At 64.9% G+C, this 26,158-nt stretch carries 23 protein-coding genes; 13 read left to right on the top strand and 10 right to left on the bottom strand.

The window, feature by feature from the left end; translation table 11 throughout:
* Positions 1–224: 224 nt before the first annotated feature.
* The 5 genes from FAS41_RS15625 to pedF form a co-directional block, all read right to left on the bottom strand.
* Entirely contained in the window at positions 225–1,997 is a 1,773-nt protein-coding gene (locus tag FAS41_RS15625; protein ID WP_138523773.1) for a methanol/ethanol family PQQ-dependent dehydrogenase, read from the bottom strand.
* Between the two features lie 309 nt (positions 1,998–2,306).
* Positions 2,307–3,236 (bottom strand): quinoprotein relay system zinc metallohydrolase 1, encoded by a 930-nt coding sequence (locus FAS41_RS15620; RefSeq protein WP_138523771.1) that lies wholly within the window; start codon positions 3,234–3,236, stop codon positions 2,307–2,309.
* A 15-nt stretch (positions 3,237–3,251) separates the two neighbouring features.
* Positions 3,252–4,004, bottom strand: coding sequence for a quinoprotein dehydrogenase-associated SoxYZ-like carrier (locus FAS41_RS15615; RefSeq protein WP_425467718.1), 753 nt, complete (start codon positions 4,002–4,004; stop codon positions 3,252–3,254).
* Positions 4,005–4,011: 7 nt separating this feature from the next.
* Positions 4,012–4,893, bottom strand: coding sequence for a substrate-binding periplasmic protein (locus tag FAS41_RS15610; protein WP_138523767.1), 882 nt, complete (start codon positions 4,891–4,893; stop codon positions 4,012–4,014).
* A 5-nt stretch (positions 4,894–4,898) separates the two neighbouring features.
* The gene (gene pedF, locus FAS41_RS15605) at positions 4,899–5,336 is read right to left on the bottom strand and encodes a cytochrome c-550 PedF (RefSeq protein ID WP_138523765.1); all 438 of its coding nucleotides are present in this window, start codon (positions 5,334–5,336) and stop codon (positions 4,899–4,901) included.
* 307 nt (positions 5,337–5,643) lie between these two features.
* Between pedF and exaA the strand changes: the two genes are divergently transcribed.
* The 3 genes from exaA to FAS41_RS15590 all read left to right on the top strand — a co-directional run bounded on the left by exaA (position 5,644) and on the right by FAS41_RS15590 (position 8,787).
* Entirely contained in the window at positions 5,644–7,500 is a 1,857-nt protein-coding gene (exaA, locus tag FAS41_RS15600; protein ID WP_138523763.1) for a quinoprotein ethanol dehydrogenase, read from the top strand.
* 57 nt (positions 7,501–7,557) lie between these two features.
* Positions 7,558–8,220: a pentapeptide repeat-containing protein gene (locus tag FAS41_RS15595; protein WP_138523761.1), complete on the top strand. Its 663-nt coding sequence runs from the start codon at positions 7,558–7,560 to the stop codon at positions 8,218–8,220.
* 132 nt (positions 8,221–8,352) lie between these two features.
* Positions 8,353–8,787, top strand: coding sequence for a carboxymuconolactone decarboxylase family protein (locus tag FAS41_RS15590; RefSeq protein ID WP_138523759.1), 435 nt, complete (start codon positions 8,353–8,355; stop codon positions 8,785–8,787).
* Positions 8,788–9,017: 230 nt separating this feature from the next.
* Here FAS41_RS15590 and codA read toward each other — a convergent pair whose 3' ends face one another.
* Genes codA through codB form a run of 3 tightly spaced genes read right to left on the bottom strand, consistent with a single transcriptional unit; the run spans position 9,018 to position 12,746 of the window.
* Complete coding sequence (gene codA / locus FAS41_RS15585) at positions 9,018–10,256, bottom strand: cytosine deaminase (RefSeq protein WP_138523757.1); 1,239 nt, start codon at positions 10,254–10,256, stop codon at positions 9,018–9,020.
* A gap of 22 nt (positions 10,257–10,278) precedes the next feature.
* Positions 10,279–11,490, bottom strand: coding sequence for a PucR family transcriptional regulator (locus tag FAS41_RS15580; RefSeq protein WP_138523755.1), 1,212 nt, complete (start codon positions 11,488–11,490; stop codon positions 10,279–10,281).
* Positions 11,487–12,746, bottom strand: coding sequence for a cytosine permease (gene codB / locus FAS41_RS15575; protein ID WP_138523753.1), 1,260 nt, complete (start codon positions 12,744–12,746; stop codon positions 11,487–11,489). Before codB ends, FAS41_RS15580 begins: the two co-directional genes overlap by 4 nt.
* A gap of 518 nt (positions 12,747–13,264) precedes the next feature.
* Between codB and FAS41_RS15570 the strand changes: the two genes are divergently transcribed.
* From FAS41_RS15570 to FAS41_RS15550, 5 genes are read left to right on the top strand one after another with little or no spacing between them, the layout of a single operon-like run.
* Entirely contained in the window at positions 13,265–14,353 is a 1,089-nt protein-coding gene (locus FAS41_RS15570; protein WP_425049046.1) for an amine dehydrogenase large subunit, read from the top strand.
* 33 nt (positions 14,354–14,386) lie between these two features.
* On the top strand, positions 14,387–14,926 hold the full coding sequence (locus FAS41_RS15565; RefSeq protein WP_088421441.1) for a MauE/DoxX family redox-associated membrane protein: 540 nt from the start codon (positions 14,387–14,389) through the stop codon (positions 14,924–14,926).
* A gap of 4 nt (positions 14,927–14,930) precedes the next feature.
* A complete protein-coding gene (gene mauD, locus FAS41_RS15560) occupies positions 14,931–15,563 on the top strand; it encodes a methylamine dehydrogenase accessory protein MauD (RefSeq protein WP_054910258.1) in 633 nt (210 codons plus the stop codon).
* Between the two features lie 17 nt (positions 15,564–15,580).
* On the top strand, positions 15,581–16,102 hold the full coding sequence (locus tag FAS41_RS15555; protein WP_017518360.1) for a methylamine dehydrogenase light chain: 522 nt from the start codon (positions 15,581–15,583) through the stop codon (positions 16,100–16,102).
* Between the two features lie 15 nt (positions 16,103–16,117).
* Positions 16,118–16,645: a c-type cytochrome gene (locus FAS41_RS15550; RefSeq protein ID WP_138523749.1), complete on the top strand. Its 528-nt coding sequence runs from the start codon at positions 16,118–16,120 to the stop codon at positions 16,643–16,645.
* Positions 16,646–16,972: 327 nt separating this feature from the next.
* Here FAS41_RS15550 and gntR read toward each other — a convergent pair whose 3' ends face one another.
* Positions 16,973–18,016, bottom strand: coding sequence for an HTH-type transcriptional regulator GntR (gntR, locus tag FAS41_RS15545; protein ID WP_138523747.1), 1,044 nt, complete (start codon positions 18,014–18,016; stop codon positions 16,973–16,975).
* A gap of 217 nt (positions 18,017–18,233) precedes the next feature.
* Between gntR and FAS41_RS15540 the strand changes: the two genes are divergently transcribed.
* The 4 genes from FAS41_RS15540 (at position 18,234) to FAS41_RS15525 (ending at position 24,033) form a co-directional block, all read left to right on the top strand.
* A complete protein-coding gene (locus tag FAS41_RS15540) occupies positions 18,234–18,755 on the top strand; it encodes a gluconokinase (protein WP_138523745.1) in 522 nt (173 codons plus the stop codon).
* Between the two features lie 108 nt (positions 18,756–18,863).
* Entirely contained in the window at positions 18,864–20,216 is a 1,353-nt protein-coding gene (locus FAS41_RS15535; protein WP_138523743.1) for a GntP family permease, read from the top strand.
* Positions 20,217–20,698: 482 nt separating this feature from the next.
* Complete coding sequence (locus FAS41_RS15530) at positions 20,699–22,324, top strand: NADP-dependent glyceraldehyde-3-phosphate dehydrogenase (protein WP_138523741.1); 1,626 nt, start codon at positions 20,699–20,701, stop codon at positions 22,322–22,324.
* A gap of 437 nt (positions 22,325–22,761) precedes the next feature.
* On the top strand, positions 22,762–24,033 hold the full coding sequence (locus tag FAS41_RS15525) for a RidA family protein (RefSeq protein WP_138523739.1): 1,272 nt from the start codon (positions 22,762–22,764) through the stop codon (positions 24,031–24,033).
* Between the two features lie 179 nt (positions 24,034–24,212).
* Here the strand turns inward: FAS41_RS15525 and FAS41_RS15520 are convergent, their stop codons facing one another.
* Positions 24,213–24,686 (bottom strand): BRO-N domain-containing protein, encoded by a 474-nt coding sequence (locus FAS41_RS15520; RefSeq protein ID WP_138523737.1) that lies wholly within the window; start codon positions 24,684–24,686, stop codon positions 24,213–24,215.
* Between the two features lie 395 nt (positions 24,687–25,081).
* Here FAS41_RS15520 and FAS41_RS15515 point away from each other — a divergent pair, with 395 nt between their 5' ends.
* Positions 25,082–25,435, top strand: coding sequence for a hypothetical protein (locus FAS41_RS15515; RefSeq protein WP_138523735.1), 354 nt, complete (start codon positions 25,082–25,084; stop codon positions 25,433–25,435).
* The last annotated feature ends 723 nt before the right edge of the window (positions 25,436–26,158 follow it).

Genomic DNA, 26,158 nt, shown 5'->3' with positions numbered 1-26,158 from the left:
AGGGAATTTTTCGCCTAAGCGAAAAACCGGATGTCCGGGGCAAGACCTTTGCCTACTTTGGGGCGTTTGCCAAAGTAGGTCGCCCGAGGGGGCGAAACCCAATGCATCCGCGCACACAGATGCGGCGCAGAAACGCCCAAAGGCCATGCACGCGAACAGCGCCAACAGCGCGCCAAAACAATGGGCCGGCACAATGGCCGGCCCCTGCTCACCTCACGGGCACATCACTTCTTCGCCACCAGGTCCTTGGGCAGCTTGAAGGTCCAGATCATCCCGCCCTGGTCCAGGTCCTTGATGCGCTTGGCCACCTCGCCGCCCCACAGCGGCACCGCGCCGCCCCAGCCGGACAACACAGTGACGTACTGCTCGCCGTCCATTTCCCAGGTGATCGGCGAGGCAATCACGCCCGAGCCGGTGTTGAACTGGTAGAGCTTCTTGCCGGTCTTGGCGTCGAAGGCCATCAGGTAGCCCTCGGGGTTGCCGGTGAACACCAGGTTGCCGTGGGTCGCCAGCACGCCGCCCCACAGCGGCGCGTAGTTCTCGTAGCGCCAGACCTGCTTGCCGGTCTTCGGATCGATGGCGCGCAGCACGCCGATGTACTTCTCGTTCAGCGGCTTGATGGTGAAACCCGCACCGAGGTAGGCCGCGCCCTTCTTGTAGGCGATGTTCTCGTTCCACATGTCCATGCCCCACTCGTTGGACGGCACGTAGAACAGCCCGGTGTCCTGGCTGTAGGCCATGGGCATCCAGTTCTTGCCGCCGAGGAAGGACGGCGCGACGAACACCGAGCTGCCCTTCTCCGTGCCCTCGCCCGGCGCGCCCGGACGGTGGGCGTCGTCGTAGATCGGCCGGCCGTTCTCGTCCAGGCCCTTGGCCCAGGTCACCTTGTCGACGAAGGGGAAGCCGCGGATGAATTTTCCGTTGGTGCGGTCGAGCACGTAGAAGAAGCCGTTGCGGTCGGCGGTGGCGGCGGCCTGTACGGTCTTGCCGCCGTCCTTGTAGTCGAAGGACACCAGCTCGTTCACGCCGTCGAAATCCCAGCCGTCGTGCGGGGTGGTCTGGAAGTGCCACTTGATCGAGCCGTCTTCCGGGTTCAGCGCCAGGCGCGAGGAGGAGTACAGGTTGTCGCCGGGGCGCAGGTGCGAGTTCCACGGCGACGGGTTGCCGGTGCCGATGAACAGCGAATCGGTGCTCGGGTCGTAGTAACCGCCCAGCCACGGCGCGGCGCCGCCGGTCTTCCACAGGTCACCCGGCCAGGTCTTGCCCGCCTCGCCGCCGGAGATGCCGTTCTCCACCGCCTTGCCGTCCTTGTAGACGTAGCCCATGTGGCCTTCCACGGTTGGCCGGCTCCACAGCAGCTCGCCATTGGTGGGGTTGTAGGCCTCGATCTTGCCGACCACGCCGAACTCGCCGCCGGCCACGCCAGTGATCAGCTTGCCCTTGGCAATCAGCGGCGCGGCGGAGATGGAGTAACCGGCCTTGTAGTCCGCCACGGTCTTCTTCCACACCACCTTGCCGGTGTCCTTGTTCAGCGCAACCAGCTTGGCGTCAAGGGTGCCGAAGATCACCAGGTCGCCATACAGGGCCACACCACGGTTGATCACGTCGCAGCAGGGCATGATGCCGTCGGGCAGGCGCGCGTCGTATTGCCAGAGCTTGCGACCGGTGCGTGCATCGGCGGCGAATACCCGCGAGTAGGAGGCGGTCACATACATCACGCCGTCCTTGATCAGCGGTTGCGCCTGCTGGCCGCGCTGCTTCTCGCCGCCGAAGGACAGCGCCCAGACTGGCCGCAGTTCCTTCACGTTGTCGCTGTTCAGGGTATTCAGCGGGCTGAAGCGCTGGCCCTGCTGGTTGATCCCGTTGACCACGATCTGGTCGGTGCGCTTGGCAGCGTCGCTGATGTCCTGGTCGGTTACCCCGGCGTGGGCGCCCAGGGAGGCCAGGCTGATGGCGGTGAACAGCACGGTGCGGGCGAAAGGTTGAAGCTGTCTCATGGCGGTGCGCCTCTGCGATTGTTGTTGTACCCGGGAAAATTTCCCGGTCTGTCGCAGATTCTTGGTTTGGTAAGGCGGGCCAACAATTGAACGCAGTGCCGAATTCCCTAGTTCCTTGGTAGCAATACCGGGCCGCAGCGCCACGAAATTCAAGGCTTACGTAGGGCGGATAACCTGTTCCAGGTTGTCCGACCTACGCTCCCTGGCAATCCGTGAATGTAGGATGGGTGGAGCGCAGCGATACCCATGCAGGCGGTGCACCGGAATGATGGGTATCGCTTCGCTCCACGCCATCCTGCGAAAGCAGGATCAAGGCTCATCGACGCGCGGCAAGGCCTGCTGCTCATAGCGCGGGTAGAGATGGCTGACGCTGCGGATCAGCTCGTAGCGCGTCAGGCTGACGCTGGCGAAGCGCTCCGGGATGGACGTACGCAGGAGGTCGTTCATGTCGGCGCCGTGGGCGATGCCGTCGCGCATCACGCTGTCGAGCCAGCCGAGGTAGTCGCGCATCTGCGCGAAGGGACCGGCATCGCTGGCAATGGGGCCGTGGCCGGGGACGATCTGTTTCCACGGCAGCTGCTGCAGCGTATCCAGGTCGGCCAGCCAGACGTCGAGCCCCGGACTGTTCGGCGTGGTCAGCGCACGCTGGTAGAACACGATATCACCGGCGAACAGCACACCAGTGGTCTCATCAAGGATCGCCAGGTCCGCGCCGGTGTGCCCGCGCAGGCCGACCAACCGGAACCGATGGCTGCCCATCGTCAATTCGCCCGGCGCCACCGTCTCGCTGGGCAGCACCACTTCCGTGCCGCGCATCCAGTCGCCCACCAGGCGATACATGTTTTCCGCCATGGCGTTGCCCTGCTCTTTCAGCAGCTTCGTGGTGCCGGCCAGCGCGCCGATGGGCACGTCGGTAAAAGCCTGGTTGCCCAGCACATGGTCGGGGTGGTGATGGGTCAGCAGTACGCGTTTCACCGGCTTGCCGGTGGTCTGCTGGATCAGCGCGCGCAGGGCTTCGCCGTAGCGCTTCGACGGGCCGGTGTCGATCACCAGCACGCCGTCGCCGGTATCGATGAAGGCGACGTTGACGATCGCGCCGCCGTTGTCCTTGGCGAAATTGTCGGTGCTGCCTTCCACCACCCAGGTGCCCTCGGCGATCTGCCTAGGCTGGAGGTGGTACTGCAGGTCGGCCAGTGCCGGCAGGCACAGGCACGCGAGGGCGATCAGGAGAAAACGCATGGGCACCTCGTCATCTCAGCGCAAGACGGCCTGAAATTCGTTGCCGTTGTTGTCGTGCAGCCAGAGTTCGGTTTGCGGATGGCCGCGCACCTCGAAGGTGAAGGTGGGGTTCTCGCTGACTGCCGGGAACAGCTCCAGCCTCGCGAAGACTTCGCCGTCCGGGCCGCGCAGTTCGGCGTGGTCGATGTAGAACTCGGGGATGCCACCAACCAGGCCGTTGTCCATCGGATGGGACACCGAGAGCCGCACCCGGCTGTATTCACCCTTGGGGTAAGCCTCGCCATGGACCTGGCCGAGGCGGTCCTCCCAGCCCGGCTGCGCACGCACCACGCTGGGCGCGGTACAACCTCCGCCGGCGGCGTCGATCCAGGCAGAACCAACGTGCCACACGCCCTTCTCGTCGCGCAGCGCAGCACGGATCGGCGTGGCCTGTTCGATGCGGATACGCACCGCCAGCAACGGCTCCAGATGTTCGCCCGGATAGAGCGTCAGCACATGGGGAATCGGGTTCAGCTCGGCCCATAGCAGCAGCCGGTCGAAGCGTCCCGGCAAGGCACGAGCATCGATTTCCACCGGCACCTGGCGCGCGTCTTCGGCGAACGGCGGCACGCCGAGTTTCACCCGCTCATCGAAGACGTAAGGCTCGCCGTTCAACAGACGCTGGTGGTGGTACTCCCACATCACCGAGGGCATCGGGTCGCCCTCCACCGCCGCTGCCAGCAGCGGCAGCGCACAGATCCCGAGCAGCAGTTCGCGCCGGTGCATCATGATTCCCTCACTGCACGTCCTGGTAGAGCCCCGGCAGTTCGTAGCGCATGCCGTAGGCCGCGTAGAGCTTTTCCATCTCGCCGCTGCGCACCAATTCCTCCAGCTCACCATCCAGGGCGTTGGAAAGCTGGCGATTGCTTTCATGCACCGCCATGCCGATGTCCCACTCGGGTTGGCCGAGGTTGGGATAGGTGTTCCCGGCGTTCTTCAGGTGCTCGTCGGCGGCTTGCGCCCGCATCCAGTCCAGTTCGCCGCGCAGGGCCATCACCGCGTCCACCTTGCCCGCGCGCATGCCGTCGAAGGCCGCCTGGGTGCTGGGGAAGTGGATGGTCATGCGGCTGAGCTGGCCGCCCAGCACCGAGGTCAGGTAGAACGACGGCACGCTGTCCAGCTCGACGCCGACGGGGTGTTCGCGGAAGGCGGCGATGGTGTCCACCTCCGGCAGCCGGCGGTCGTCGCTGACCACCTGCCAGCGCTCGCGCTGGTAGGGGCCGAACATCACCACCTGCTCGTTGGCGAACTCGCCGACATCGTTGCGCCGGTTGGCGTACTGGCGGTCGTAGGGCACGCGCAGCATCACATCGGCGACCACGCCGGGCCGCAGGTAGTGGCCCTTCCAGATGAAGTTGCGCAGGTCGTCGTCCAGGCGCTCGCCGGGCGTGACCCAGAGGAATTCCGCACGCAGGCCCAGCCCGCCGGCCAGGCGCTGCGCAAGGTCGACATCGACCCCGCGCGGCTGCCCGCCCTGCATGAAGCTGTAGGGCGGGAAGTTCTCGTACACCGCCACCCGCAGCACACCGCTGGCGACCATGTCCTCGTAAGGGCGCACCCCGGCCTGCGCTTGCCCGATCAGCAGGCACAGGCCGAACAACCAGACGAACAGGCGCATGGCGATCACTCGTCCACGTGCACGCTGTCCAGGTAGGTACGGATCGCCCAGAGGCCTTCCTGGCTGATGAAGTCGGCCATCTTCGGCATGTACACCGCACCGTCACGCACTGCGCCGTTGATCACCCGCTCCTTGAACCACTCGTCCCCCTCGGCGCCGACGTCGAGCATGCGCAGGTCGGGGGCGATGCCGCCGGACTTGGCTTCCAGGCCATGGCAGCGCGCGCAGTTCTGGTTGTACGCCGAGGCGCCGATCTCCACCGCCTTGGCGTGATTGGCGTAGGGCTCGCGGTAGGGGTTGGTCTCGCGCCATTCCTTGCCCAGCGGTTCCAGCCCCGTGGTATCCACTGCCTGGGGCGTCACATTGCCGTGGGACAGGGCCAGACCCGAGACACCCAGGCCGGCCACCAACATCAGGCCGCACAGCACGTTCTTGTTGTTCATCACTTCATCCTCTCATCGAGATGCTTGGCAAGGCACGGCGCCCGGAAAGACGCCAGTGATGACGATGGTAAGAACGCGCGCCTTGCGGCCGAATCCTGCTTTGGATGCTCCCGTCTACTCCCTTCGTACTAGGACGGCGGTCGGCCATTGCCGGCGCTTTGGCAGCAAGTCCAAGTCATGCCCGCACCGGGAAATAGTCCCGGCATCGCCGGGAGCTTTTCCGTTCCCCGCCTGCACGCCCTGCTCCCACCATGGATTCGCCGCGGCACGTGCAGCGGCCTGCCGCCATCCATCACGGGAAACCACCATGAGAACAACAACAGCTCCCCTGCGCCTGGCCTTGAACGGTCTCGCCTGCGCCATCGCCCTCACCGCCGCCGGCTCCGCCCTGGCAAAAGACGTGACCTGGGACGACATCGCCAACGACCACAAGACCACCGGCGACGTGCTGCAGTACGGCATGGGCACCAACGCCCAGCGCTGGAGCCCGCTCAAGCAGGTCAACGAAGGCAACGTGTTCAAGCTGGCCCCGGCCTGGTCCTACTCCTTCGGCGACGAAAAGCAGCGCGGCCAGGAGTCCCAGGCCATCGTCAGTGACGGCGTGGTCTACGTCACCGCCTCCTACTCGCGGCTGTTCGCCCTCGACGCGAAGACCGGCAAGCGCCTGTGGACCTACAACCACCGCCTGCCCGACGACATCCGCCCGTGCTGCGACGTGGTCAACCGCGGCGCCGCCATCTATGGCGACAAGATCTACTTCGGCACCCTCGACGCCTCCGTCGTGGCGCTGAACAAGAAGACCGGCAAGGTGGTCTGGAAGAAGAAGTTCGGCGACCACGGCGCCGGCTACACCATGACCGGCGCGCCGACCATCGTGAAGGACGGCAAGACCGGCAAGGTGCTGCTGATCCACGGCAGCTCGGGCGATGAGTTCGGCGTGGTCGGCCGCCTGTTCGCGCGCGACCCGGATACCGGCGAGGAAGTCTGGATGCGGCCCTTCGTCGAAGGCCACATGGGTCGCCTGAACGGCAAGGACAGCACCGTCACCGGCGACGTGAAGGCGCCCTCCTGGCCGGAAGACAAGAACTCCCCCACCGGCAAGGTCGAAGCCTGGAACCACGGCGGCGGCGCCCCGTGGCAGAGCGCGAGCTTCGATGCCGAGACCAACACCATCATCGTCGGCGCCGGCAACCCCGGCCCCTGGAATACCTGGGCGCGCACCGCCAAGGGCGGCAACCCCCACGACTACGACAGCCTCTACACCTCCGGCCAGGTCGGCGTCGACCCGAGCACCGGCGAGGTGAAATGGTTCTACCAGCACACCCCGAACGATGCCTGGGACTTCTCCGGCAACAACGAACTGGTGCTGTTCGACTACAAGGCCCAGGACGGCAAGATCGTCAAGGCCACCGCCCACGCCGACCGCAACGGTTTCTTCTATGTGGTCGACCGTACCAACGGCAAGCTGCAGAACGCCTTCCCCTTCGTCGACAACATCACCTGGGCCAGCCACATCGACCTGAAGACCGGCCGCCCGGTGGAGAACGAAGGCCAGCGCCCGCCGCTGCCGGAACCGGGGCAGAAGCACGGCAAGGCCGTGGAGGTCTCGCCGCCCTTCCTCGGCGGCAAGAACTGGAACCCCATGGCCTACAGCCAGGACACCGGTCTGTTCTACGTCCCCGCCAACCACTGGAAGGAGGACTACTGGACCGAGGAAGTGAACTACGCCAAGGGCAGCGCCTACCTCGGCATGGGCTTCCGCATCAAGCGCATGTATGACGACCACGTCGGCACCCTGCGGGCGATGAACCCCACCACCGGCAAGGTCGAGTGGGAATACAAGGACCACCTGCCGCTCTGGGCCGGCGTGCTGGCCACCGCCGGCAACCTGGTGTTCACCGGCACCGGCGAGGGCTTCCTCAAGGCCTTCGACGCCAGGACCGGCAAGGAGCTGTGGCAGTTCCAGACCGGCAGCGGCATCGTCTCCCCGCCCATCACCTGGGAGCAGGACGGCGAGCAGTACATCGGCGTGACCGTCGGCTACGGCGGCGCGGTGCCGTTGTGGGGTGGCGACATGGCCGAGCTGACCAAGCCGGTGGCCCAGGGCGGTTCCTTCTGGGTGTTCAAGCTGCCCAGCTGGGACAAAAAGACCGCCAGCCGCTGATGCACTGGCCCGCGTCGAACCCGGCGCGGGCCTTTTTCATTTTCCCAGGAGATCGCCATGCGCCTGCTCGCCTGCCTGCTCTTCCCCCTCTCCGCCCTCGCCTTCGCCACCAGCCAACCTGCGCCGGACGTCGATGACGATGCGGCCACCGTCATCGCCGGCTGCCGCATCGAGCCGGACAGCCAATGCCCTAATGCCGACCTGCGCGGCGCCGACCTGCGCAACCAGGACCTGACACGGATGAACCTGTCCGGCGCCAACCTCGCCGGAGCGGACCTGCGCCACGCCAAACTGGACCTGGCCAATCTGCAACAGGCGCACCTGAACGGCGCCGACCTGACCCGTGCCAGCCTGCAACAGGCCAATCTGCGTGGCGCTGATCTGAGTGGTGCCAAGCTGGTCGCCATCCAGGCCTGGGGACTGTTCGCCCAGGGCGCGCAGTGGCAAGGCGCGGACCTGACCGCCGCCTACCTGGAATTCGCCCGCCTGAGCGGCGGCAAGTTGCACCAGGCCAACCTGCGTGCGGCCGACCTGGAAATGACCTGGCTGTCCCGTGCCGATCTCAAGGGCGCCGACCTGCGCGACGCCAACCTGCAGGAGGTGAAGCTGGCCGAAGCCAACCTGGAAGACGCCGACCTGCGCGGCAGCCGCCAGCGCTTCGGTAATTTCCAGGGCAGCAACATGGCGGGCTGCAAGGGCTGCCCGGGGGGCTGGGACTGACAGCGGACACGGCGCGGGGATTGGCTCCATTGGTCTGCCGGTATTGCCGGGAATTGGCTATTCGAACGTCGGCGCGCCGGCGTTACCTTAGCTCCATTCCCCGCACTACCGCGGGCCCCACTGGAGATCACCATGAGCGCACGAATCGAATGGGCCAAAGCCGCCCCCGACGCCTACAAGGCCATGCTCGGTCTGGAGCAGGCCCTGGCCAAGTCCGGTCTGGAAACCTCGCTGCTGGAGCTGATCCGCCTGCGCGCCTCGCAGATCAACGGCTGCGCCTACTGCGTGAACATGCACGCCAATGACGCGCGCAAGGCCGGCGAGACCGAGGCACGGCTACAGACCCTGAGCGTCTGGGAGGAAACCCGCTTCTTCACCGAGCGCGAGCGCGCTGCCCTGGCCTGGGTCGAAAGCCTCACCCGCCTGCCAGAAAAGCATGCCCCGCAGGGCCAGTGCGACGCCCTGCGCGAACACTTCAACGATGCCGAGATCGCCAACCTGACCCTGGCCATCGCCACCATCAATGCCTGGAACCGCTTTGGCGTGGGCATGGCGATGGTGCCCTGAGCAGAGAGCCCTGACACCCGTAGGATGGGTGGAGCGCAGCGATACCCATGAGGTCGGTGCACGGAAATGATGGGTATCGCTGCGCTCCACGCCATCCTACGAATTGCATCTGTGGCTCACGCAGGGCGGGACACGGGCTCTTGATCTTGTAGGAGCGAGCTTGCTCGCGAACGTCCTCGCAGCGGGGCCAAGGTTCGCGAGCAAGCTCGCTCCTACGAAGAGCCGACCCGTCACTCGACCAGCGTCACCTGCTCCGGCTCGCGCTTCATCAGCACACGACCATTGCGGATCGAATACAGCGCCTTGGTCTGCTGGCGCACCGCCTCGTAGTCGCTCTCCACCCCCAATACCAGCAGGTTGGCCGGACGGCCGGCGGCGATGCCGTAGCGCGCGCCCAGGTTCAACGCGCGGGCGCTGTTGTCGGTGACCAGGTCCAGGGCCCGCTGCAGGTCATCGAAGCCCATCATGTGGCAGATATGCAGACCGGCATCCAGCACGCGCAGGATGTTGCCGTTGCCCAGCGGGTACCACGGGTCCTTGATCGAGTCCTGGCCGAAGCAGACGTTCATGCCGGCGCGGTCGATCTCGGCTACGCGGGTCACGCCACGGCGTTTCGGGAAGGTGTCGAAACGGCCCTGCAGGTGGATGCTCTCGGTCGGGCAGGAGACGAAGTTGATACCCGAACGCTTGAGCAGGCGGAACAGCTTGGAACAGTAAGCGTTGTCGTAGGAACCCATGGCCGTGGTGTGGCTGGCGGTGACACGGCCGCCCATGCCGCGCACGCGGGCTTCCTCGGCGAGCACTTCGAGGAAGCGCGAGTTCGGGTCGTCGGTCTCGTCGCAGTGCACGTCCACCAGGCAACCGGTGCGCTCGGCCAGGTCCATGAGGAACTTGATGGAGCTGACGCCCTGTTCGCGGGTGTTCTCGAAGTGCGGGATACCACCGACCACGTCCGCGCCCAGGCGGATCGCCTCTTCCATCAGCTCGCGGCCGCCCTCGTAGGACTCGATGCCTTCCTGCGGGAACGCGACGATCTGCAGGTCCACCAGGTGGCGCGCCTCTTCACGGACTTCCACCATGGCCTTGAGCGCGGCGAGGGTCGGATCGGTCACGTCGACGTGGGTGCGCACGTGCTGGATGCCATGGGCGGCCAGCATGCGGATGGTGGTGTGGGCGCGGGACTTGGTGTCCTCGTGCGTAATGGTTTCCTTGCGCTGGGCCCAGCGCTCGATGCCTTCGAACAGCGTGCCGCTCATGTTCCATTCCGGCTCGCCGGCGGTGAGAGTGGCGTCCAGATGGATGTGCGGCTCCACCAGCGGGGCGATGGCCAGGTTGCCACGGGCGTCGATGTCGTCGCCGCTGGCGGCCACGCTGCCGGTTTGCTGGACGACTTCGGCAATGACGTCGCCTTCGCAGCGGATGGTGAACAGGCCGGTCTGCTTGCGCAGCGAGGCGTTGATGATTTTCATGGGCTCGGAGGTCCTCTTCAGGCTATTCGTGGCGCGGCGCACTGGACATACGCCAGATGAGCAGCGCCACGGAGGTATTCAGGCGGAACTGCGCGTCGTCCAGGGACTGGCCGCTCAGGGCCTCGATGCGCGCGATCCGCTGGTTCAGGGTGTTGCGGTGGATGCCCAGGCGCTGTGCGGCCTTGAGGGCGTTGCCGTTCTCCTGGACGAGCGCGTCGAGCGTCTCGATCAGCAGGTGCGGCTGCTTGCGGCCCGCATCGATCAGCGGGCCAAGGGTGTCCTTGAGGAATTGCTCGACCACCGCGCGATCGGGGATCGCCCGCAGCAGGCGCAGCACGCCCAGCTCACGGTAGTCGCAGAAGCCACCGGGCGCCTGCATGCCTTCGGCGACGTCCAGTGCCTGACGGGCCTCGAGCAACGCGCGGGGATATTCCGCGCAGCTATCGGCGCAGGAGGAAAGACCGAGGTAGGCACGCAGCGGCGCCAGTTCCTGTTGCAGCCCGGCCGCCAGGGCTTGCAGTTCGGCGCGCCCGACATCGGCCAGCAGCAGGACGAACAGGTCGCCCTGGATCACCACCGGCAGGCGCTCGCGGCGTTCCTGTTGCCAGCTTTCCAGATGGTCGAGCAAGCGCTGACGGGTCAGCTGCAGCGCGCGCTCGGCCTCTTCCGGTTCATGCCGCTGGAATAATGTGTCGACACCGGACAGCCGCAGCGCCACCAGACGGCGCGGGACCTCCAGCGGCAACTCCAGGTGTTGCGCACGGCGGCGGACGATTTCCAGGCTGGGGAAGTCGCCGCTCAGCAACTGGCCGAGGATGTCCCGGCGTGAGGTCTTCACCTGGGTCATCTGCACCAGCGCCGTGCCAATCAGGTGGGTGACGATGACCATCTTCAGCGCGTAGGGCTGCTCGACCAGCGGCAGGCCCTCGGCTTCGGCCAAATGAATCACGGACTCGGGAATGCGCCGGATGAACTCGTCGCCGGTGAGGATGACGATGCCGGCGATGCCGCTGGCAACGCCTTCGCGCACCAGCTGCAGCAGGTTGGCTTCGTCACGGCTGTGGTTGATGCCGGTGACGAACACCAGTTCGCCACCCATCACCCAGTCGGCGATGCCGACGTTCTCCGCCACGTAGGACCAGCGCACGCTGCGATGCAGATTGCGTGCGCCGGCCCGCAGCGCGAGGCTTTCCAGCCCCGGCAGACGGAGGATTTCCTCGACGCTCAGGCTCAAGCGCGCGGCTCGGCCACCGGCGCGCGGGCGCGGGTGACTTCGGTGAGGACGATGTAGCAGAGGGCCGACGCGGCGATGCCCACCAGCGGCGCGATCCATGGCGAGGCATAGGCCAGGCCCGCACCGACCGCGTAGGACACCAGACCCGAGACGTTGAATGCCGGGATGTGGGTGCCCACCAGCGCCGGGTATTCGCCGCGGTTGCGGTACCAGTAGTCCGCCATGATCACGCCACCCAGCGGCGGGATGATCGAGCCCAGCAGCACCAGGAACGGGATCAGCCATTCGTACATGCCGCCGATGGCGAGGATGATGCCGATGCCGGCGGCCAGCAGGGTCATGGTGCGGCGGCGCTCGCTGCGCACCAGGTGGCAGGCGGCGGCGGAGACGTTGTAGATGGTCGGGCCCTGGATGGTCCACAGGTTCAGGCAGAGCATGATTACCGCGGCGAAGGACAGCCCCTGCAGCACCATCACTTCGACGATGTCGGCGTTCTGGTAGACGATGGCGCACCAGGCGCCGGCGACGATCATCAGGCCGTTGCCGATGAGGAAGGCGACCACGCTGGCGATCACCGCGATGCGCCCGCTGCGGGCCATGCGGGTCCAGTTGGTGGCCTGGGTTGCGCCGCTGGCGAAGGTACCGAAGACCATGGTCACGGCGGCGGAGAAGGTCAGGGTCTGGCTCGGCTCCTTCGCCAGCAGGCCGCTCCAGCCGCCGGCATGGTTGGTGGCGATGACCATCGACGCCACCAGCAGGATGAACATCAGCGGCACCGACACGCGGGACATGATGTCCAGGCCCTTGAAGCCGATGATCGCGGTGATCGAGAACAGCAGGCCGAACACCACCATCAGCGGAATGTTCAGCCACTCGGGCAGGCTGAGCATCTTGACCAGTACGATGGCGACGGTGGCGGTACCCCAGGCATACCAGCCCAGTTCGGCGAAACCGAGGAGGAAGTCTGACAGTTTGCTGCCGCGCTCGCCGAAGCAGAAGCGCCCCATCAGCACGGTGTTCAAGCCGCTGCGCGAGGCGATCAGGCCCAGGGCGGCGGCGTAGATGGCGAGCAGCACGTTGCCGATGAAGGCAACCCAGAGCATGTCGACGAAGTCGAAGGCCATGCCGATCTTGCCGCCGGCGAACATGGTGCCGGTGAAGAAGGTGAAGCTGAACAGGACCATGGCGATGGGCAGCAGGCCTTTGCGCCCTTCCCTGGGCGTCGCGCTCAGGGGGAACTCACTGGGGGAACTCATCGAGAGGGGTCTCCGCGAGGATTGGTTGAGGACTCCCGGCACAACGCAAATAGCGGGCCGGAAAAGCCAATCAGGAACGACGCGGAAATTTTGAGCATGTCGAACATTGTGAATTGTTCACAATGCACACTTCCGGTGGGTGTAACGGCGTTTCAAGATAGCTCAAATGTGCATTGTGCGGATTTTCGGGGCACGATGCAGCTTTTTCGCACCAAAAACTGACGAAGCCTTGATCCATGCCTGTGCCGTTCGGCGGATTTTCTCCTTCCAAGCCCGGCAGCCGTCTGCACTTTCTCCCTGCGACACCCTGTCACCCCCAGACAAGGAAATGGCACGGACAACAAGTCCGGCACGAACCGACGCAGGCAGACTCTCCTCAATGTTCCGTCCGCTGTCCGCCCCTGGCTGACGGCCTGATAACAACAGATAGCCCGCCAACAAGAAAAAGGGAGTACCCGCCAATGAGCGTCGCCAGGTTCCTCGCTCCATCGGTCCTCGCGCTGGCAACTTGCCTCGCGATGGGCGCAGCCCAAGCCGAGCTGCCGACCGAGAGCATCGGTGAGACCGTCTTGCCGTTCCCGCCCTCGCCGCACCGTGCGTACATCGTCGACGTGGAGTTCGAGAACTTCATCGCCGGCCGCGTCACCGTGGTCGACCCCGAGCAGAAGAAGATGCTCGGCATGGTCAGCACCGGCTTCGTCGCTCCGTCCACCCTGAGCCACGACGCCAAGACCCTGTACTCCGCTGATACTTTCTACTCCCGCGGCACCCGTGGCGTGCGCACCGACGTGCTGACCGCCTGGGACACCTCGAACCTGCGTCCGAAGTGGGAAGTGGAAATCCCGGCCAAGCGCGCCTCGATCCTGACCCAGAAGTACGCCCTGGGCACCAGCTCCGACGATCGCTTCGTCTACATCTACAACTTCACCCCGTCCACCTCGGTCACCGTGGTCGACACGCAAGAGAAAAAGGTCGCCAGCGAAATCGCCATCAGCGGCTGCGTGCTCAACTACCCGGTGGGCAAGCGCGCCTTCGCCTCGCTGTGCGGTGACGGCCAGCTGCAGATCACCAAGATCGGCGACGACGGCAAGGAAACCGGCCGCAGCCAGACGCCGTTCTTCGACCCGAACAAGGAGAAGCTCAACGAACGCGGCCTGGCCGTGGGCGAAACCTACTTCTTCGTGACCACCGACGGCATGGTCAAGCCGGTGGACGTTTCCGGCGACAAGCCGAAGATGCTGCCGAGCTGGTCGCTGACCACCGACGAAGAGCGCAAGAAAGGCTGGGGTACCGGCGGCTGGCAGTTGATGGCCGTAGCGCCCAAGCTGAACCGCCTGTACGTGCTGATGCATGAAGAGCACAGCGCCGGCAAATGGGAAGACCCGAGCCCGTTCATCTGGGTCTACGACCTGAAGACACAGAAGAAGATCGGCACCCTGGAAGCGCCCAAGCCGGTATGGAGCCTGCACGCCACCACCGACGACAAGCCGCTGCTGCTGGGCACCGACATCGAAGGCGGCCTGCAGATCTTCGACCTGAAGACCGGCAAGTACAACGGCGCCATGGACAAGATCGCCAAGACCCCGATCCTGGTCCTGAGCCACTAAGCCTTTCAAGAAAGCTAACCGAGAGGTACGGATATGTTTTCCGATCCGATCCTGATCATCGCCAGTGCGGTGGCCGTCGCGGTGCTGCTCGCCAGCGCCGCCAGCCACAAGCTGCGCGCGCCGATGCGCTTCGCCCGCCAGGTCGAAGACTACGGCCTGTTGCCAGCCTCGCTGGTCGGTCCGGTGGCCCGCGTGCTGCCAGTGGTCGAGGGCGTCATTGCCTTCGCCCTGCTGGTACCGGCGAGCCGCCACGTCGCGGCCCTGGCCGCCACGGCGCTGATCCTGTTCTATGCCGGCGCCATCGGCATCAACCTCTGGCGCGGTCGCCGCGACATCGACTGCGGCTGCTCCGGCCCCGGCCAGATGCAACCGCTGCGCCCGGTGCTGCTGCTGCGCAACGCGATCATCGCCGGTCTCGGCCTGCTCGCCGCCAGCAGCCCGCAGGCTCGCGAGCTGGGCGTGTTCGATGCCTTCGTGATCCTCGCGGCCAGCGCCGTCACCCTGCTCCTGTACGCCGCGGCCGACAGCCTGCTGGCGAACCATCCCCGTCTGCTCAAACTCATCGGAAGGTGAACAAATGGAAGGCCTGATCGTTTCCAACATTCTTCTCTGGGTGCTGCTCATCGCCCTCGCCTTCACCGTGATGGCGCTGGTGCGCCAGATCGGCGTCCTCCACGGCCGCATCGCTCCGGCCGGCGCGCTGATGGTCGACAAGGGCGTGGCCGTCAACGAGCCTGCGCCGAAAGTCACCGCCGCCGACCGCCATGGTCGCCCGGTCAACTTCGGCTATGAAGGCGAGCGCGGCCAGCTGCTGTTCTTCCTCTCGCCGACCTGCCCGATCTGCAAATCGCTGCTGCCGGCAATCAAATCCATCGCCAAGGACAAGGCCGGCGAGCTGGAGGTGATCTACGTCAGCGACGGCGACATGGCCGCCCAGCAGGCACTGATCGCCGAGCATGGCCTGGAGAAAGCCGCCTACGTGGTCGGCCCGGAAGTCGGCATGACCTACCAGATCGGCAAGCTGCCCTACGCCGCGCTGATCGACAGCAAGGGCGTGCTGCGCGCCAAGGGCCTGGTGAACTCCCGCGAACACCTGGACAGCCTGTTCGAGGTCGAGCACCTGGGCAGCGCCACCCTGCAGCAGTACATGAATGGCCACAGCCACAACGGCGTGCACACCCACGACGCCAGCCACGGCCACAGCCACTGATCACGGAGAGAACAAGAATGAAATTCCTCGACAACCTGTTCGAGCGCTCCTCCCGCCAGGTGGCCAACGTCACCTCGCGGCGCAAGCTGCTGGGCCGCTTCGGCTCGCTGCTGGTGGCCGGCGCGGCGCTGCCGATCATCCTGCCGATCGACCGCACCTCCAAGGCGCTGGCCGCCGAGGCCCCCAAGGCCGGCGATCCCGGCGACCCGAACAGCTGCGACTACTGGCGCTACTGCTCCATCGACGGCTTCCTCTGCTCCTGCTGCGGCGGCACCACCACTTCCTGCCCGCCCGGCACCGATGCATCCCAGGTGACCTGGATCGGCACCTGCCGCAACCCGGCAGACGGCAAGGACTACATCATTTCCTACAACGACTGCTGCGGTAAGCACAGCTGCTCCCAGTGCGCCTGTACCCGCAACGAGAGCGAGGAACCGCTGTACCGTCCGTTCAACAACAACGACGTCAACTGGTGCCTGGGCGCGGAGTCGCGCATCTACAACTGCACCGTCACCATCATCCGCGGCGTCGCGGTCTAGGTCGGGAGAAGTCACATGCGCAGTCTCGTTGTCGGCGCCCTGCTCTGCAGCCTGGTCGCCCCCATCGCCCAAGCCCGTGCGATCCCCGATCCGCACCAACGGCCGGCGCCCGGCAACGAGGAGGTGCAGAAGCCGATCTCCCAGCAAAGCTATACCCCGGCCACCAACTACCAGCTGCAATGCGCCGGCTGCCACCTCACCGAAGGCAGCGGCAGCAAGGCCAACGACACGCCGCGCCTGCACGGCTTCGTGGGCAACTTCCTGAAGGTCGACGGTGGCCGGCAATTCCTCGTGCGCGTACCGGGCATGTCCCAGTCCGCGCTGAACGACGCGCAACTGGCTGACCTGCTCAACTGGCTGCTGCGCAAGGACGGCATGGCGGGCGACAGCATGCCCGCCGAGTTCAAGCCCTACACCGCCGAGGAAGTCAAAGCCACGCGCTACCAGGCCCTGCTCAACCTGCCGGGCACCCGCGCCGGGTTGATCCAGGAAATGCGCAAGCAGGGCATCACCATCACCGATGGGATGAGCGACGCGTATTGAGTGATTGCTCCGGCGGCTTGCCCGCCGGGATGTTTTGCCTCCGCACTAATGCCCGCTGCTCCAGCGGGCTTTTTTATGCCTGGCCGGCGCTCCCTGCGGACTGCTTTATGTAGGAGCGAGCTTGCTCGCGAACAGATTCTCCGACGGCACTGGCATCAAAGCGGTTCGCGAGCAAGCTCGCTCCTACGAAGAACCGCTACGGCATGCACCTTAGGACGTAGGATGGGTGGAGCGCAGCGATACCCATGCTGTCGGCGTGCAGGATTGATGGGTATCGCTTCGCTCCACGCCATCCTACGGCGACGCCCCCTGTAGGAGCGCCGGTGCTCAGCTGCTCTCGCGCACCATCAGCTCGAACCCCAGATCCATCACCGGTTCACTCACCGGCTTGTCGTTGATCAGGTCGAGCAGGCGTTCCGCCGCATGGGTGCCGATGGCCTTGCGCGGCGTACGGATGCTGGACAGGCGCGGCACCATGAATTCCGAACTGGGCAGGTCGTTGAAGCCAAGCACCGCTACCTGTTCGGGGATACGGATGCCGTGGCGCATGGCTTCCAGCAAGGCGCCGTGGGCGAGGTCGTCGTTACCGAAGAAGATGCCTTCCACCTGTGGTTGGCTGGCCAGCAACTGGCGGAACAATTCGCCGCCCAGCCCCACCGAAGACGGGCGCGGCGTAAGGACTTCCAGCGCCGGGTCATAGCAGCCGGCCTGCTGCAACGCGCGGCGGTAACCTTCGCCACGCAACAAGGTGCGTTGATCCAGCTGCGCACCAATATAGGCCAGGCGCTTGCGGCCACTCTTGAGCAGGTGCCTGGCCGCCGCCTCCCCCGCACGAATCTGCGAGAAGCCCACGCAGTGCAGCCCTGCACCGGGGTCCAGGTCCATCATGTAGACGCTCGGCACACCGCTGGCCTCGATCATCCGCCGCGCGCTTTCGGTGCGATCAAACCCGGTCAGCAACAAACCGCGCGGCTGGTAGGCGAGGTAGTTGCGCAGCAGGTTCTCTTCTTCGTCGCGGGAATAGTGGTAGTTGCCGATCAGCACTTCCAGGCCGCGTGGATGCATCACCGCATGGATGGCTTCGAGGGTTTCGATGAACAACTGGTTGGCCAGCGACGGCACCAGCACCACGATGTTGTGGCTCTGCTTGGAGGCCAGCGCTCGGGCAGCCGGGTTGGCCACATAGCCCAGTTCGCTGGCCGCCTGTCGGACCTTTTCCGAGAGTTCCTCGGCCACCGTGCTCACCCCGCGCAGGGCGCGCGAGGCAGTGATCGGGCTTACCCCGGCGCGGCGCGCCACGTCGTTGAGCGTGGGTTTGCCAGTGGTGCGGGAGTTCCTGTCGTTCTTCTTATCGTTCTTCTGGGCGGTCATCAGGCGTATTGCCAAATAAAAATCGAGGCACTAAGGTAGCGCTGTCTCGTGACCAGGGCAATTGCCTGAGGCCGGCTCAACCGGTCCCTCGCCCGCCGTCAGATCACCTCTGCCGAGAGCGCGAGACACACCGACTAGAATGACAAGAATACGGAGGCAGCCGATGCTTTTCGTTACGCCCACTAAAGACAGCGCTGTCTCAGCCATGAGGCCCTCCATGACCACCTCCATCGATGCCGTGCTCATCATGGGTGTCTCCGGATGCGGCAAGTCCAGCGTCGGCGAGGCCCTGTGCCTGCGCAACGGTGCGTTCGCCATCGAGGGCGACTCCTTCCACCCCGCCGCCAACATCGAGAAGATGAGCGCCGGCATCCCGCTCACCGACGATGACCGCGCCGGCTGGCTCGACACTCTCGCCGCCGAGCTGCAGAAAGCCATCGCCGCCGGCCAGCGCCCGGTCCTCACCTGCTCCGCGCTCAAGCTGATCTACCGCGAACGCCTGCGCCGCGCCGTGCCCGGCCTGGGCGTGGTGTTCCTGGAGCTGACCCGTGACGCCGCCGCCGAGCGCGTCGCCACCCGCCCCGGCCACTTCATGCCGGCCAGCCTGATCGACAGTCAGTTCGCCGCCCTCGAACCACCGTTGAGCGAACCGCTGACCCTGCACCTGGATGCCACCCGCCCGGTCGATGACCTGGCCGAAGCCGCCCACCTGTGGTGGCGACAGCATTCCAGCGACTGACCCCGATAGCGCCTGCCCGCTCAAGATAGCGCTATCTCAACTCACCAAACTCTCTACACCCTAGAGAAGAGCCGCTCCGGCACACAACGACAACAACAGGAGAGCCCCATGCTCGGCATGTCCCACGAGACCTATCTGCTGCTGGATGCGGTGGTCACCATCATCGGCCTGATCCTGCTGATTACCCGCTTCAAGATCCATCCCTTCGTCGCCCTGATCATCGCCGCCGGCTTCCTCGGCCTGACCTCCGGCATGCCGGTGGCAACCATCGTCAAGTCCTTCCAGGACGGTTTCGGCGGTGTGCTCGGCTTTGTCGGCATTATCCTCGCGCTGGGCACCATGCTCGGCAAGATGATGGCCGAGTCCGGCGGCGCCGATCAGATCGCCCGCACACTGATCCAGGCCTTCGGCAAGCAACGTGTGCACTGGGCAATGATGCTCGCCGCCTTCCTGGTCGGCATCCCGCTGTTCTTCGAGATCGGCTTCATCCTGCTGGTGCCGCTGGTGTTCATCGTGGCGCGGCGCAGCGGCGTATCGCTGATCAAGATCGGCATCCCGCTGCTCGCCGGACTCTCCGCCGTGCACGGCCTGGTGCCGCCGCACCCGGGCCCGCTGCTGGCCATCGGCGTGTTCGGCGCAGACATCGGCAAGACCATCTTCTATGGCCTGCTGGTCGCCCTGCCCACCGCCGCCATCGCCGGCCCGATCTTCGGCGCGTGGATTTCCAAGGTGATCCCCGGCCAGCCCAATGAAGAACTGGTGGCGCAGATCGCCCACGAGCCGGACACCAGCAACCTGCCGAGCTTCGGCGTCACCCTGTTCACCGTGCTGCTGCCGGTGTTCCTGATGCTGCTCAAGACCTTCGCCGACGTCATGCTCGCCGACGGCCATGTGGTGCGTGCCTGGCTGGACATGATCGGCCACCCGATCACCGCCCTGCTGCTGGCCCTGCTGTTGTCGCTCTATACCTTCGGCCACGCCCGCGGCTTCGACTCGAAGAAGATCCTCAAGCTGCTCGACCAGAGCCTCGCGCCCACCGCCGCCATCGTGATGATCATCGGCGCCGGCGGCGGCTTCAAACAGATGCTGGTGGCCAGCGGCGTCGGCGACGTGATCGGCCACATGGCGGTGCACGCACAGATTTCGCCGATCCTCCTGGCCTGGCTGGTGGCCGCGGTGATCCGCATCGCCACCGGCTCCGCCACCGTCGCCACCATCACCGGCGCAGGCATCGTGGTGCCGGTGATCGACCTGATCCCCGGCGTCAATCGTGAGCTGCTGGTGCTGGCGACCGGCGCCGGCTCGCTGATCCTGTCCCACGTCAACGACGCCGGTTTCTGGCTGGTGAAGCAGTACTTCAACATGAGCGTGATGGAGACCTTCAAGACCTGGACGGCCATGGAAACCATCCTCTCGGTGGTCGGCCTGGGCTTCATTCTGCTGCTGTCGTTGTTCGTCTGATGCGCTGATCGATGGGTATCGCTTCGCTCCACCCATCCTACGGGAGCCCTAACGAACTCCGTTCGTAGGATGGCGTGGAGCGCAGCGATACCCATCAGGCCTCGCTCAAAAACACCCGGCGAGCTCCCCAAACCGCCCGCCAACCGGATTCCTGCAACGAGGTATCGCCCGTGACTTCCTCCGCAACTCCGAAAGCCCCCGCGCAACCCACCTGGCCCCGCGATTTCGACATCCGCGCCCGCTACGCCGAGCAGCAGGAACTCCTGCAACCACTGCCCGCCCCACATCCAGTGCAACACTCGTAGGGCGCATAACGCGGCACGCGTTATCCGCCATCCGCCCACGCCCCGAACCCCACGGCGGATAACCGCAAGCGGTTATCCGCCCTACGAAAAGCATGGCGATAGTGCTGAATCGATTTACTAAACCGTAGCTACGATCTAAAACAGACCCGTCGCCCACCTTCCCCCGAGGGATGTGTCATGCCCGCCAATAACAAGCTCGACCATCTGTTCCCCCGCTTAACCGACATCCCCGACGCCTGGCGCCCCGACGCGCCCGTCGAGCAGCGCGAGTACCTGGTCAATGGCGAACTGCGCCGCTGGGATGGCCCGCTCGCGCCGGTGCGCAGCCCGGTGTTCCTCGCCACCGACCGGGGTGATGAGCCCGTCATCCTCGGCAGCACGCCATTGCTCGATGCCGATGCCGCCCTCGCCGCACTGGATGCCGCCGTGGCCGCCTACGACAACGGCCAGGGCGAATGGCCGAACCTGCGCGTGGCCGAGCGGATCGCCCACGTCGAACGCTTCCTCGCCCGCATGCGCGAGCAGCGCACCGCCGTGGTCAAGCTGCTGATGTGGGAGATCGGCAAGAACCTCAAGGACTCGGAGAAGGAGTTCGACCGCACCTGCGACTACATCGTCGACACCATCCAGGCACTCAAGGAACTGGACCGCCGATCCAGCCGCTTCGAGCTGGAGCAAGGCACCCTCGGGCAGATCCGCCGCGTGCCGCTAGGCGTGGCGCTGTGCATGGGCCCATACAACTACCCGCTGAACGAGACCTTCACCACGCTGATCCCGGCGCTGATCATGGGCAACACGGTGGTCTTCAAGCCCGCCAAGTTCGGCGTGCTGCTGATCCGCCCGCTGCTCGAAGCCTTCCGCGACAGCTTCCCGCCGGGCGTGATCAACGTCATCTACGGGCGCGGCCGCGAGACCGTCAGCGCGCTGATGGCCAGCGGCAAGGTCGACGTTTTTGCCTTCATCGGCACCCACTCCGGCGCCGCCGACCTGAAGAAGCTCCACCCGCGCCCGCACCGCCTGCGCGCAGCCCTCGGGCTGGACGCCAAGAACCCCGGCATCGTCCTGCCCAGCGTCGACCTGGACAACGCCGTCAGCGAAGCCATCACCGGCGCCCTGTCCTTCAACGGCCAGCGCTGCACCGCGCTGAAGATCCTCTTCGTTCACGAAGACGTGCTGGACAGCTTCCTCGACAAGTTCAGCGCCAAGCTGGCCGAGCTAAAGCCGGGCATGCCCTGGGAGCCCGGCGTAGCGCTGACGCCGCTGCCCGAGCCGGGCAAGGTCGACTACCTCAACGGCCTGCTGGAGGACGCCCTGGCCAAGGGCGCCAGGGTCATCAACGCGGGCGGTGGCGAAAGCCGCGAGAGCTTCTTCTACCCCGCGCTGCTCAGCCCGGTGCGCGCCGACATGCGCCTGTACAGCGAGGAGCAGTTCGGTCCGCTGGTGCCGGTGGTGCCGTACCGGGACATCAAGGAAGTGATCGACTACGTCCTGCAGTCCGACTACGGCCAGCAGCTCAGCCTGTTCGGCGACGACCCCGAGCAGATCGGCCCGCTGGTGGACGCCTTCGTCAACCAGGTCGGCCGCATCAACATCAACGCCCAGTGCCAGCGCGGCCCGGACAGCTACCCCTTCAACGGCCGCAAGAACTCCGCCGAAGGCACCCTCTCCGTCCACGATGCGCTGCGTACCTTCTCCATCCGCACACTGGTCGCCACGCGCTTCACCGATGCCAACAAGGCGCTGATCAGCCAGATCATCCGTGACCGCGATTCCAGCTTCCTGACTACCGACTACATCTTCTGACACTCAATTGCGCAGAGCCCCCTCTCCCTAACCCTCTCCCTGAAGGGAGAGGGGACCAGGACGGCGCAAAGCGCAGCCTTGGTCTCATCCTGATACCAAAGCACCAGGAGAGCACAGCAGGCACGCCTCACTCGAATACCCCCACTCCCTTCAGGGAGAGGGCTGGGGAGAGGGAAACCCCCAGGCACCCCGCCTCCAGTGAAACGCGTGCCAACCATCCCGACTAACGCCCATCGCCAATTGAAACAACCCGGTAAACAGACCCCACTACCCTTGCCTTAAGTCAAAGGGGTCGCCCTCCTTGACCCGATAGTCTGCGCACCTCTCGACGAGTTCGATATCCGTCGTCTGACCAACAGTGGCAACGACCGATAGCGAAGCGACGTAAGCCTTTGCCACGAAACCCACGGATTCCCAGCAAACCAGGGAGCAACCCTATGAGTGGCTACAACGCAGTACTGGCGAGAAACACCGACAAGGCACCCCAGGGCATCGGCCCGTATGCCCAGACCGTCGCCTTCTCCCACTACAACAACCTGTCCGCACAACTCCCCGTCGACCCCGCCACCGGCAAACTGGTCGCCGGCGGCGTCAAGGAACAGGCCGAGCAGTGCTACCGGAATCTCAAGGCCGTGGTGGAAAGCATCGGCCACACACTCGACGACAGCGTGCGCATCTCGATCTTCCTGACCGACATCGCCGATGCCGAAGCCATCGCCAAGGTCCACGCCACCTTCTTCCCGGACTACCTCCCGACCCTCACTACCGTTGGTGTGACAACCCTGCCGCTGGGCGCCAAGGTACAGGTCGAAGCCCTCATCACCTGCGGCGAAGGCACCATTCCCAACGCCCCGCAGGCCGGCGACCTGATCAAGGTCGAAGGCAGCACCGAGAACGCGCCGCTGAATGCGCTCTCCACCCAGTCGGTCGCCTTCTCCCACTACAACAACCTCTCCGCTCAACTGCCCGTCGACCCGCGCACCGGCAAGCTGGTGGCCGGCGGCATCAAGGAACAGACCGCGCAGTGCCTGCGCAACATCAAGAACATCCTCGAAGGCATCGACGTGCCCTTCGACGACATCGTGCGCATCACCGTCTTCGTCAAGAACCTCGCTGACATCGATGCGGTGAACCAGGTCTACACCACCTTCTTCCCCGATTCGGCCATCGCCCGCGCGGTCGGTTACTTCCCGGCCCGCACCGTGGTGCAGGCGAAAGCGCTGCCGCTGGACGCCCTGGTGCAGGTCGAAGCCGTGGTATCCCATGGCGACGGCACCCCGCCGCAAGCGGTGGAAGACCGCCACGGCATCGTCATCAAGGCGCACAACACCGACGCCGCACCGCGCTGCCCCTACTCCACCCAGACGGTCGCCTTCTCTCACTACAACCACATCTCCGCCCAGCTGCCGCTGGATGTGAAGACCGGTGAATTGGTGGCAGGCGGCGTGAAGGAACAGGCCGCGCAGTGCTTCAAGCACCTCAAGGCCATTGTCGAAAGCATCGACCATGCGCTCGCCGACGTGGTGAAGGTCAACGTGTTCCTGGCCAGCATCGAAGACCTCGCCGCGGTAGACGAGGTGTATGCGACCTACTTCCCGGGTGGCACTCCGGCGCGCCGCGTCGTTGGCGTCTCAGCCCTGCCCAAGGGCGCAGCGATCCAGATCGACGCCGTGGTCGCCAACGCCGAAGGCACGCCGCCGGCTGCGTGAACGCGCCAGAACCGGAATCACCGTTTCTGACCGGCTGACTCCACCCCATCCCCACACGCCAAACGGCCCCCTCTCCCATCAGGGAGAGGGCTGGGGAGAGGGCAACGCCCAACGCCGACCTTCCCCTGAACCTGTAGGAGCGAGCTTGCTCGCGAACCCACTTCACTCAGCGGAGACAATCACTCCCTCCGCCACCACCTCCCCCGCCTCTCCTCACGCATCAACCGCGGCACCTCCCCCATCGGCACCCACAGCTCTCCCTGCCAGTCCAGCACCGCCACCGGCCGCCCCTCGCCTTTCGCCAGCATGCGCTTCGGCTGCCCCGCAGCCACTCGACCCTGATCCCTGAGCGTCGGCAACACATGCCCGGTGATCCACTTGCGCAACTCCCGATGCTCCGGATCGCGGGAACGATGCAGCAAACAGAAAGCGCCAAAATCACTGACCAACAGAGCGACCTCTTCGCCGCCGCCCGTCATCAAGCGCGCCTCACGAAAGAGATCGTCATCCAATCGAAGAACATAAGACTCGACCCGCTCGCGGATCAGATAGCCCAGCTCGCGGGCAACCAACCAGGGCTGGTTGTCGATCAACACGCCGCGCAGGGAACGGTTGTAGCGGTGGAATACGGTGGGAACGTAGATATCGTCCATGGGACAGCTCCTATGTGTGAGAAGCCGCCACGTCCGTCGCCAAACGGATTGGGTGGCGGAACCGCGCAAGGTTGGCGAACCGGCACATAGAACCGGCAGACCCGAAGGTCTCCCTGCGCGGCCCGCCATAGCGAAGAACCGTGGACGTGCGGATACGTCACGGTCTTACGAAGCGATACCGCGCCTATGTGTTCCGGGTCGCCAAACCCGCTCCCCTGTCGCTTTCACAGGGGCGTCGGGAGGTTATGAGGAAGGCTGGAAGAGGTCAAGCCAGGCCATCTCACCCAAAGACATCAACCGCCCCTAGCGAACTAGCTTCGCCGCGCTCAGGAGCGGCTTGAGGCGGAGGACAGCGCGAGCTATGCCTAATGATGGCAATGTCAGGGAGGCGTGCCATGAAAGGGTTGCTCTTGTTGTTGCTGTTTGGCGTCGTAGCCATTGGCTTGCCTGTACTCTTCGTGCTCGCGCTGCTGCTGGACTACCGCATCACTCGCCAAATGAAGATCGATCTGGCCGAGGACTTCAGTAGAACACTTGAGGAGTTCCGGATTGGGTCCTATGAAGTGTTGGCCGAACAAATCTCGCACGGTCACGCCAGGAGGGTTTCGGAGGTATATCGGATTTTTGTCGATGACACGGGGCAGTACTACTTCTACCAATATGTCCCAGGGTCTCGAGGAATTCTGAAACCTTTGAGTCGTGAACGCGCACTGCTGGCAGCCGGAACGGACGGATTGCTCAGAGCTTGAACGACCCCAAACGTCTGCCGCTGCCGATTGCCTCCTCAGACGAGAGGCAGCTACCGACCCATAGCTGACATCCGGATTTTCAGGACATTGAGTAGACTTGGCTCCCACGTCATCTATTTCGAATACAAATGAACAGCGAGTCTTCCCGAAGCAAGGCGTACGTCCGTGCTCAGGCACATGGTTCCGGGCCACTGTCTGTTGAGGGCTATCAGCAGACTGTGGAGGTTTGCGGCCGTCTCCCCAGCGGCTGGCTGTTCCGCTACCGGATCGTTTGTAGCTTGGACATCCCTGCACATGAGCAGGAGTTGTTTGCCGGCGCTGCAGGTTGCCTAGTCGCTGATGATGGGCAGGTACATGATTTGTTGTACCCGATGTTCATGGACATGCTTCGCTCGCTGGAATAGCTCACGCGTCTGCTTCCAAGCTATTAAAAAATGCCGCGTTGACTCATGCCTCCCTGAACGCAGGGTAGCAATTCAGATGATGGAGGAGCTCATGTATACGGTGGTGGTCGTTGCAGATCGTCCAGACTTCAGGTGCTTTCTGGATCTACTTTTTGGCCCTGGACGAAACGTGGACACAGAAGGTGACTCGTACCCTGTGAACAGTCGCTCTTGGACGTTACTGCATATGAAAGACAGAGAGAGCGATGCCCCTTCCGTAGAGATCCATGCCAGTGAGGTAGATAAATCGCGGTTCAAGGTGCAATCCGAGTCATCAAGA

It is taken from the genome of Pseudomonas nicosulfuronedens (genome assembly GCF_005877905.1).
Lineage (GTDB): Bacteria > Pseudomonadota > Gammaproteobacteria > Pseudomonadales > Pseudomonadaceae > Pseudomonas > Pseudomonas nicosulfuronedens.
Note: the sequence above shows the minus strand (reverse complement) of the source record. Positions and strands in the feature narration are given on the sequence as shown.

What these genes read in the sequence shown, in the direction of transcription:
- gntR (WP_138523747.1), bottom strand. Translation starts at nt 18,016, where the DNA reads ATGACCGCCCAGAAGAACGATAAGAAGAACGACAGGAACTCCCGCACC.
- exaA (WP_138523763.1), top strand. Translation starts at nt 5,644, where the DNA reads ATGAGAACAACAACAGCTCCCCTGCGCCTGGCCTTGAACGGTCTCGCC.
- pedF (WP_138523765.1), bottom strand. Translation starts at nt 5,336, where the DNA reads ATGAACAACAAGAACGTGCTGTGCGGCCTGATGTTGGTGGCCGGCCTG.
- FAS41_RS15555 (WP_017518360.1), top strand. Translation starts at nt 15,581, where the DNA reads ATGAAATTCCTCGACAACCTGTTCGAGCGCTCCTCCCGCCAGGTGGCC.
- FAS41_RS15520 (WP_138523737.1), bottom strand. Translation starts at nt 24,686, where the DNA reads ATGGACGATATCTACGTTCCCACCGTATTCCACCGCTACAACCGTTCC.
- FAS41_RS15595 (WP_138523761.1), top strand. Translation starts at nt 7,558, where the DNA reads ATGCGCCTGCTCGCCTGCCTGCTCTTCCCCCTCTCCGCCCTCGCCTTC.
- FAS41_RS15515 (WP_138523735.1), top strand. Translation starts at nt 25,082, where the DNA reads ATGAAAGGGTTGCTCTTGTTGTTGCTGTTTGGCGTCGTAGCCATTGGC.
- FAS41_RS15530 (WP_138523741.1), top strand. Translation starts at nt 20,699, where the DNA reads ATGCCCGCCAATAACAAGCTCGACCATCTGTTCCCCCGCTTAACCGAC.
- FAS41_RS15570 (WP_425049046.1), top strand. Translation starts at nt 13,265, where the DNA reads ATGGGCGCAGCCCAAGCCGAGCTGCCGACCGAGAGCATCGGTGAGACC.
- FAS41_RS15610 (WP_138523767.1), bottom strand. Translation starts at nt 4,893, where the DNA reads ATGCGCCTGTTCGTCTGGTTGTTCGGCCTGTGCCTGCTGATCGGGCAA.
- FAS41_RS15615 (WP_425467718.1), bottom strand. Translation starts at nt 4,004, where the DNA reads ATGATGCACCGGCGCGAACTGCTGCTCGGGATCTGTGCGCTGCCGCTG.
- FAS41_RS15590 (WP_138523759.1), top strand. Translation starts at nt 8,353, where the DNA reads ATGAGCGCACGAATCGAATGGGCCAAAGCCGCCCCCGACGCCTACAAG.
- FAS41_RS15525 (WP_138523739.1), top strand. Translation starts at nt 22,762, where the DNA reads ATGAGTGGCTACAACGCAGTACTGGCGAGAAACACCGACAAGGCACCC.
- FAS41_RS15535 (WP_138523743.1), top strand. Translation starts at nt 18,864, where the DNA reads ATGCTCGGCATGTCCCACGAGACCTATCTGCTGCTGGATGCGGTGGTC.
- FAS41_RS15550 (WP_138523749.1), top strand. Translation starts at nt 16,118, where the DNA reads ATGCGCAGTCTCGTTGTCGGCGCCCTGCTCTGCAGCCTGGTCGCCCCC.
- codB (WP_138523753.1), bottom strand. Translation starts at nt 12,746, where the DNA reads ATGAGTTCCCCCAGTGAGTTCCCCCTGAGCGCGACGCCCAGGGAAGGG.
- FAS41_RS15565 (WP_088421441.1), top strand. Translation starts at nt 14,387, where the DNA reads ATGTTTTCCGATCCGATCCTGATCATCGCCAGTGCGGTGGCCGTCGCG.
- FAS41_RS15625 (WP_138523773.1), bottom strand. Translation starts at nt 1,997, where the DNA reads ATGAGACAGCTTCAACCTTTCGCCCGCACCGTGCTGTTCACCGCCATC.
- FAS41_RS15540 (WP_138523745.1), top strand. Translation starts at nt 18,234, where the DNA reads ATGACCACCTCCATCGATGCCGTGCTCATCATGGGTGTCTCCGGATGC.
- mauD (WP_054910258.1), top strand. Translation starts at nt 14,931, where the DNA reads ATGGAAGGCCTGATCGTTTCCAACATTCTTCTCTGGGTGCTGCTCATC.
- FAS41_RS15620 (WP_138523771.1), bottom strand. Translation starts at nt 3,236, where the DNA reads ATGCGTTTTCTCCTGATCGCCCTCGCGTGCCTGTGCCTGCCGGCACTG.
- codA (WP_138523757.1), bottom strand. Translation starts at nt 10,256, where the DNA reads ATGAAAATCATCAACGCCTCGCTGCGCAAGCAGACCGGCCTGTTCACC.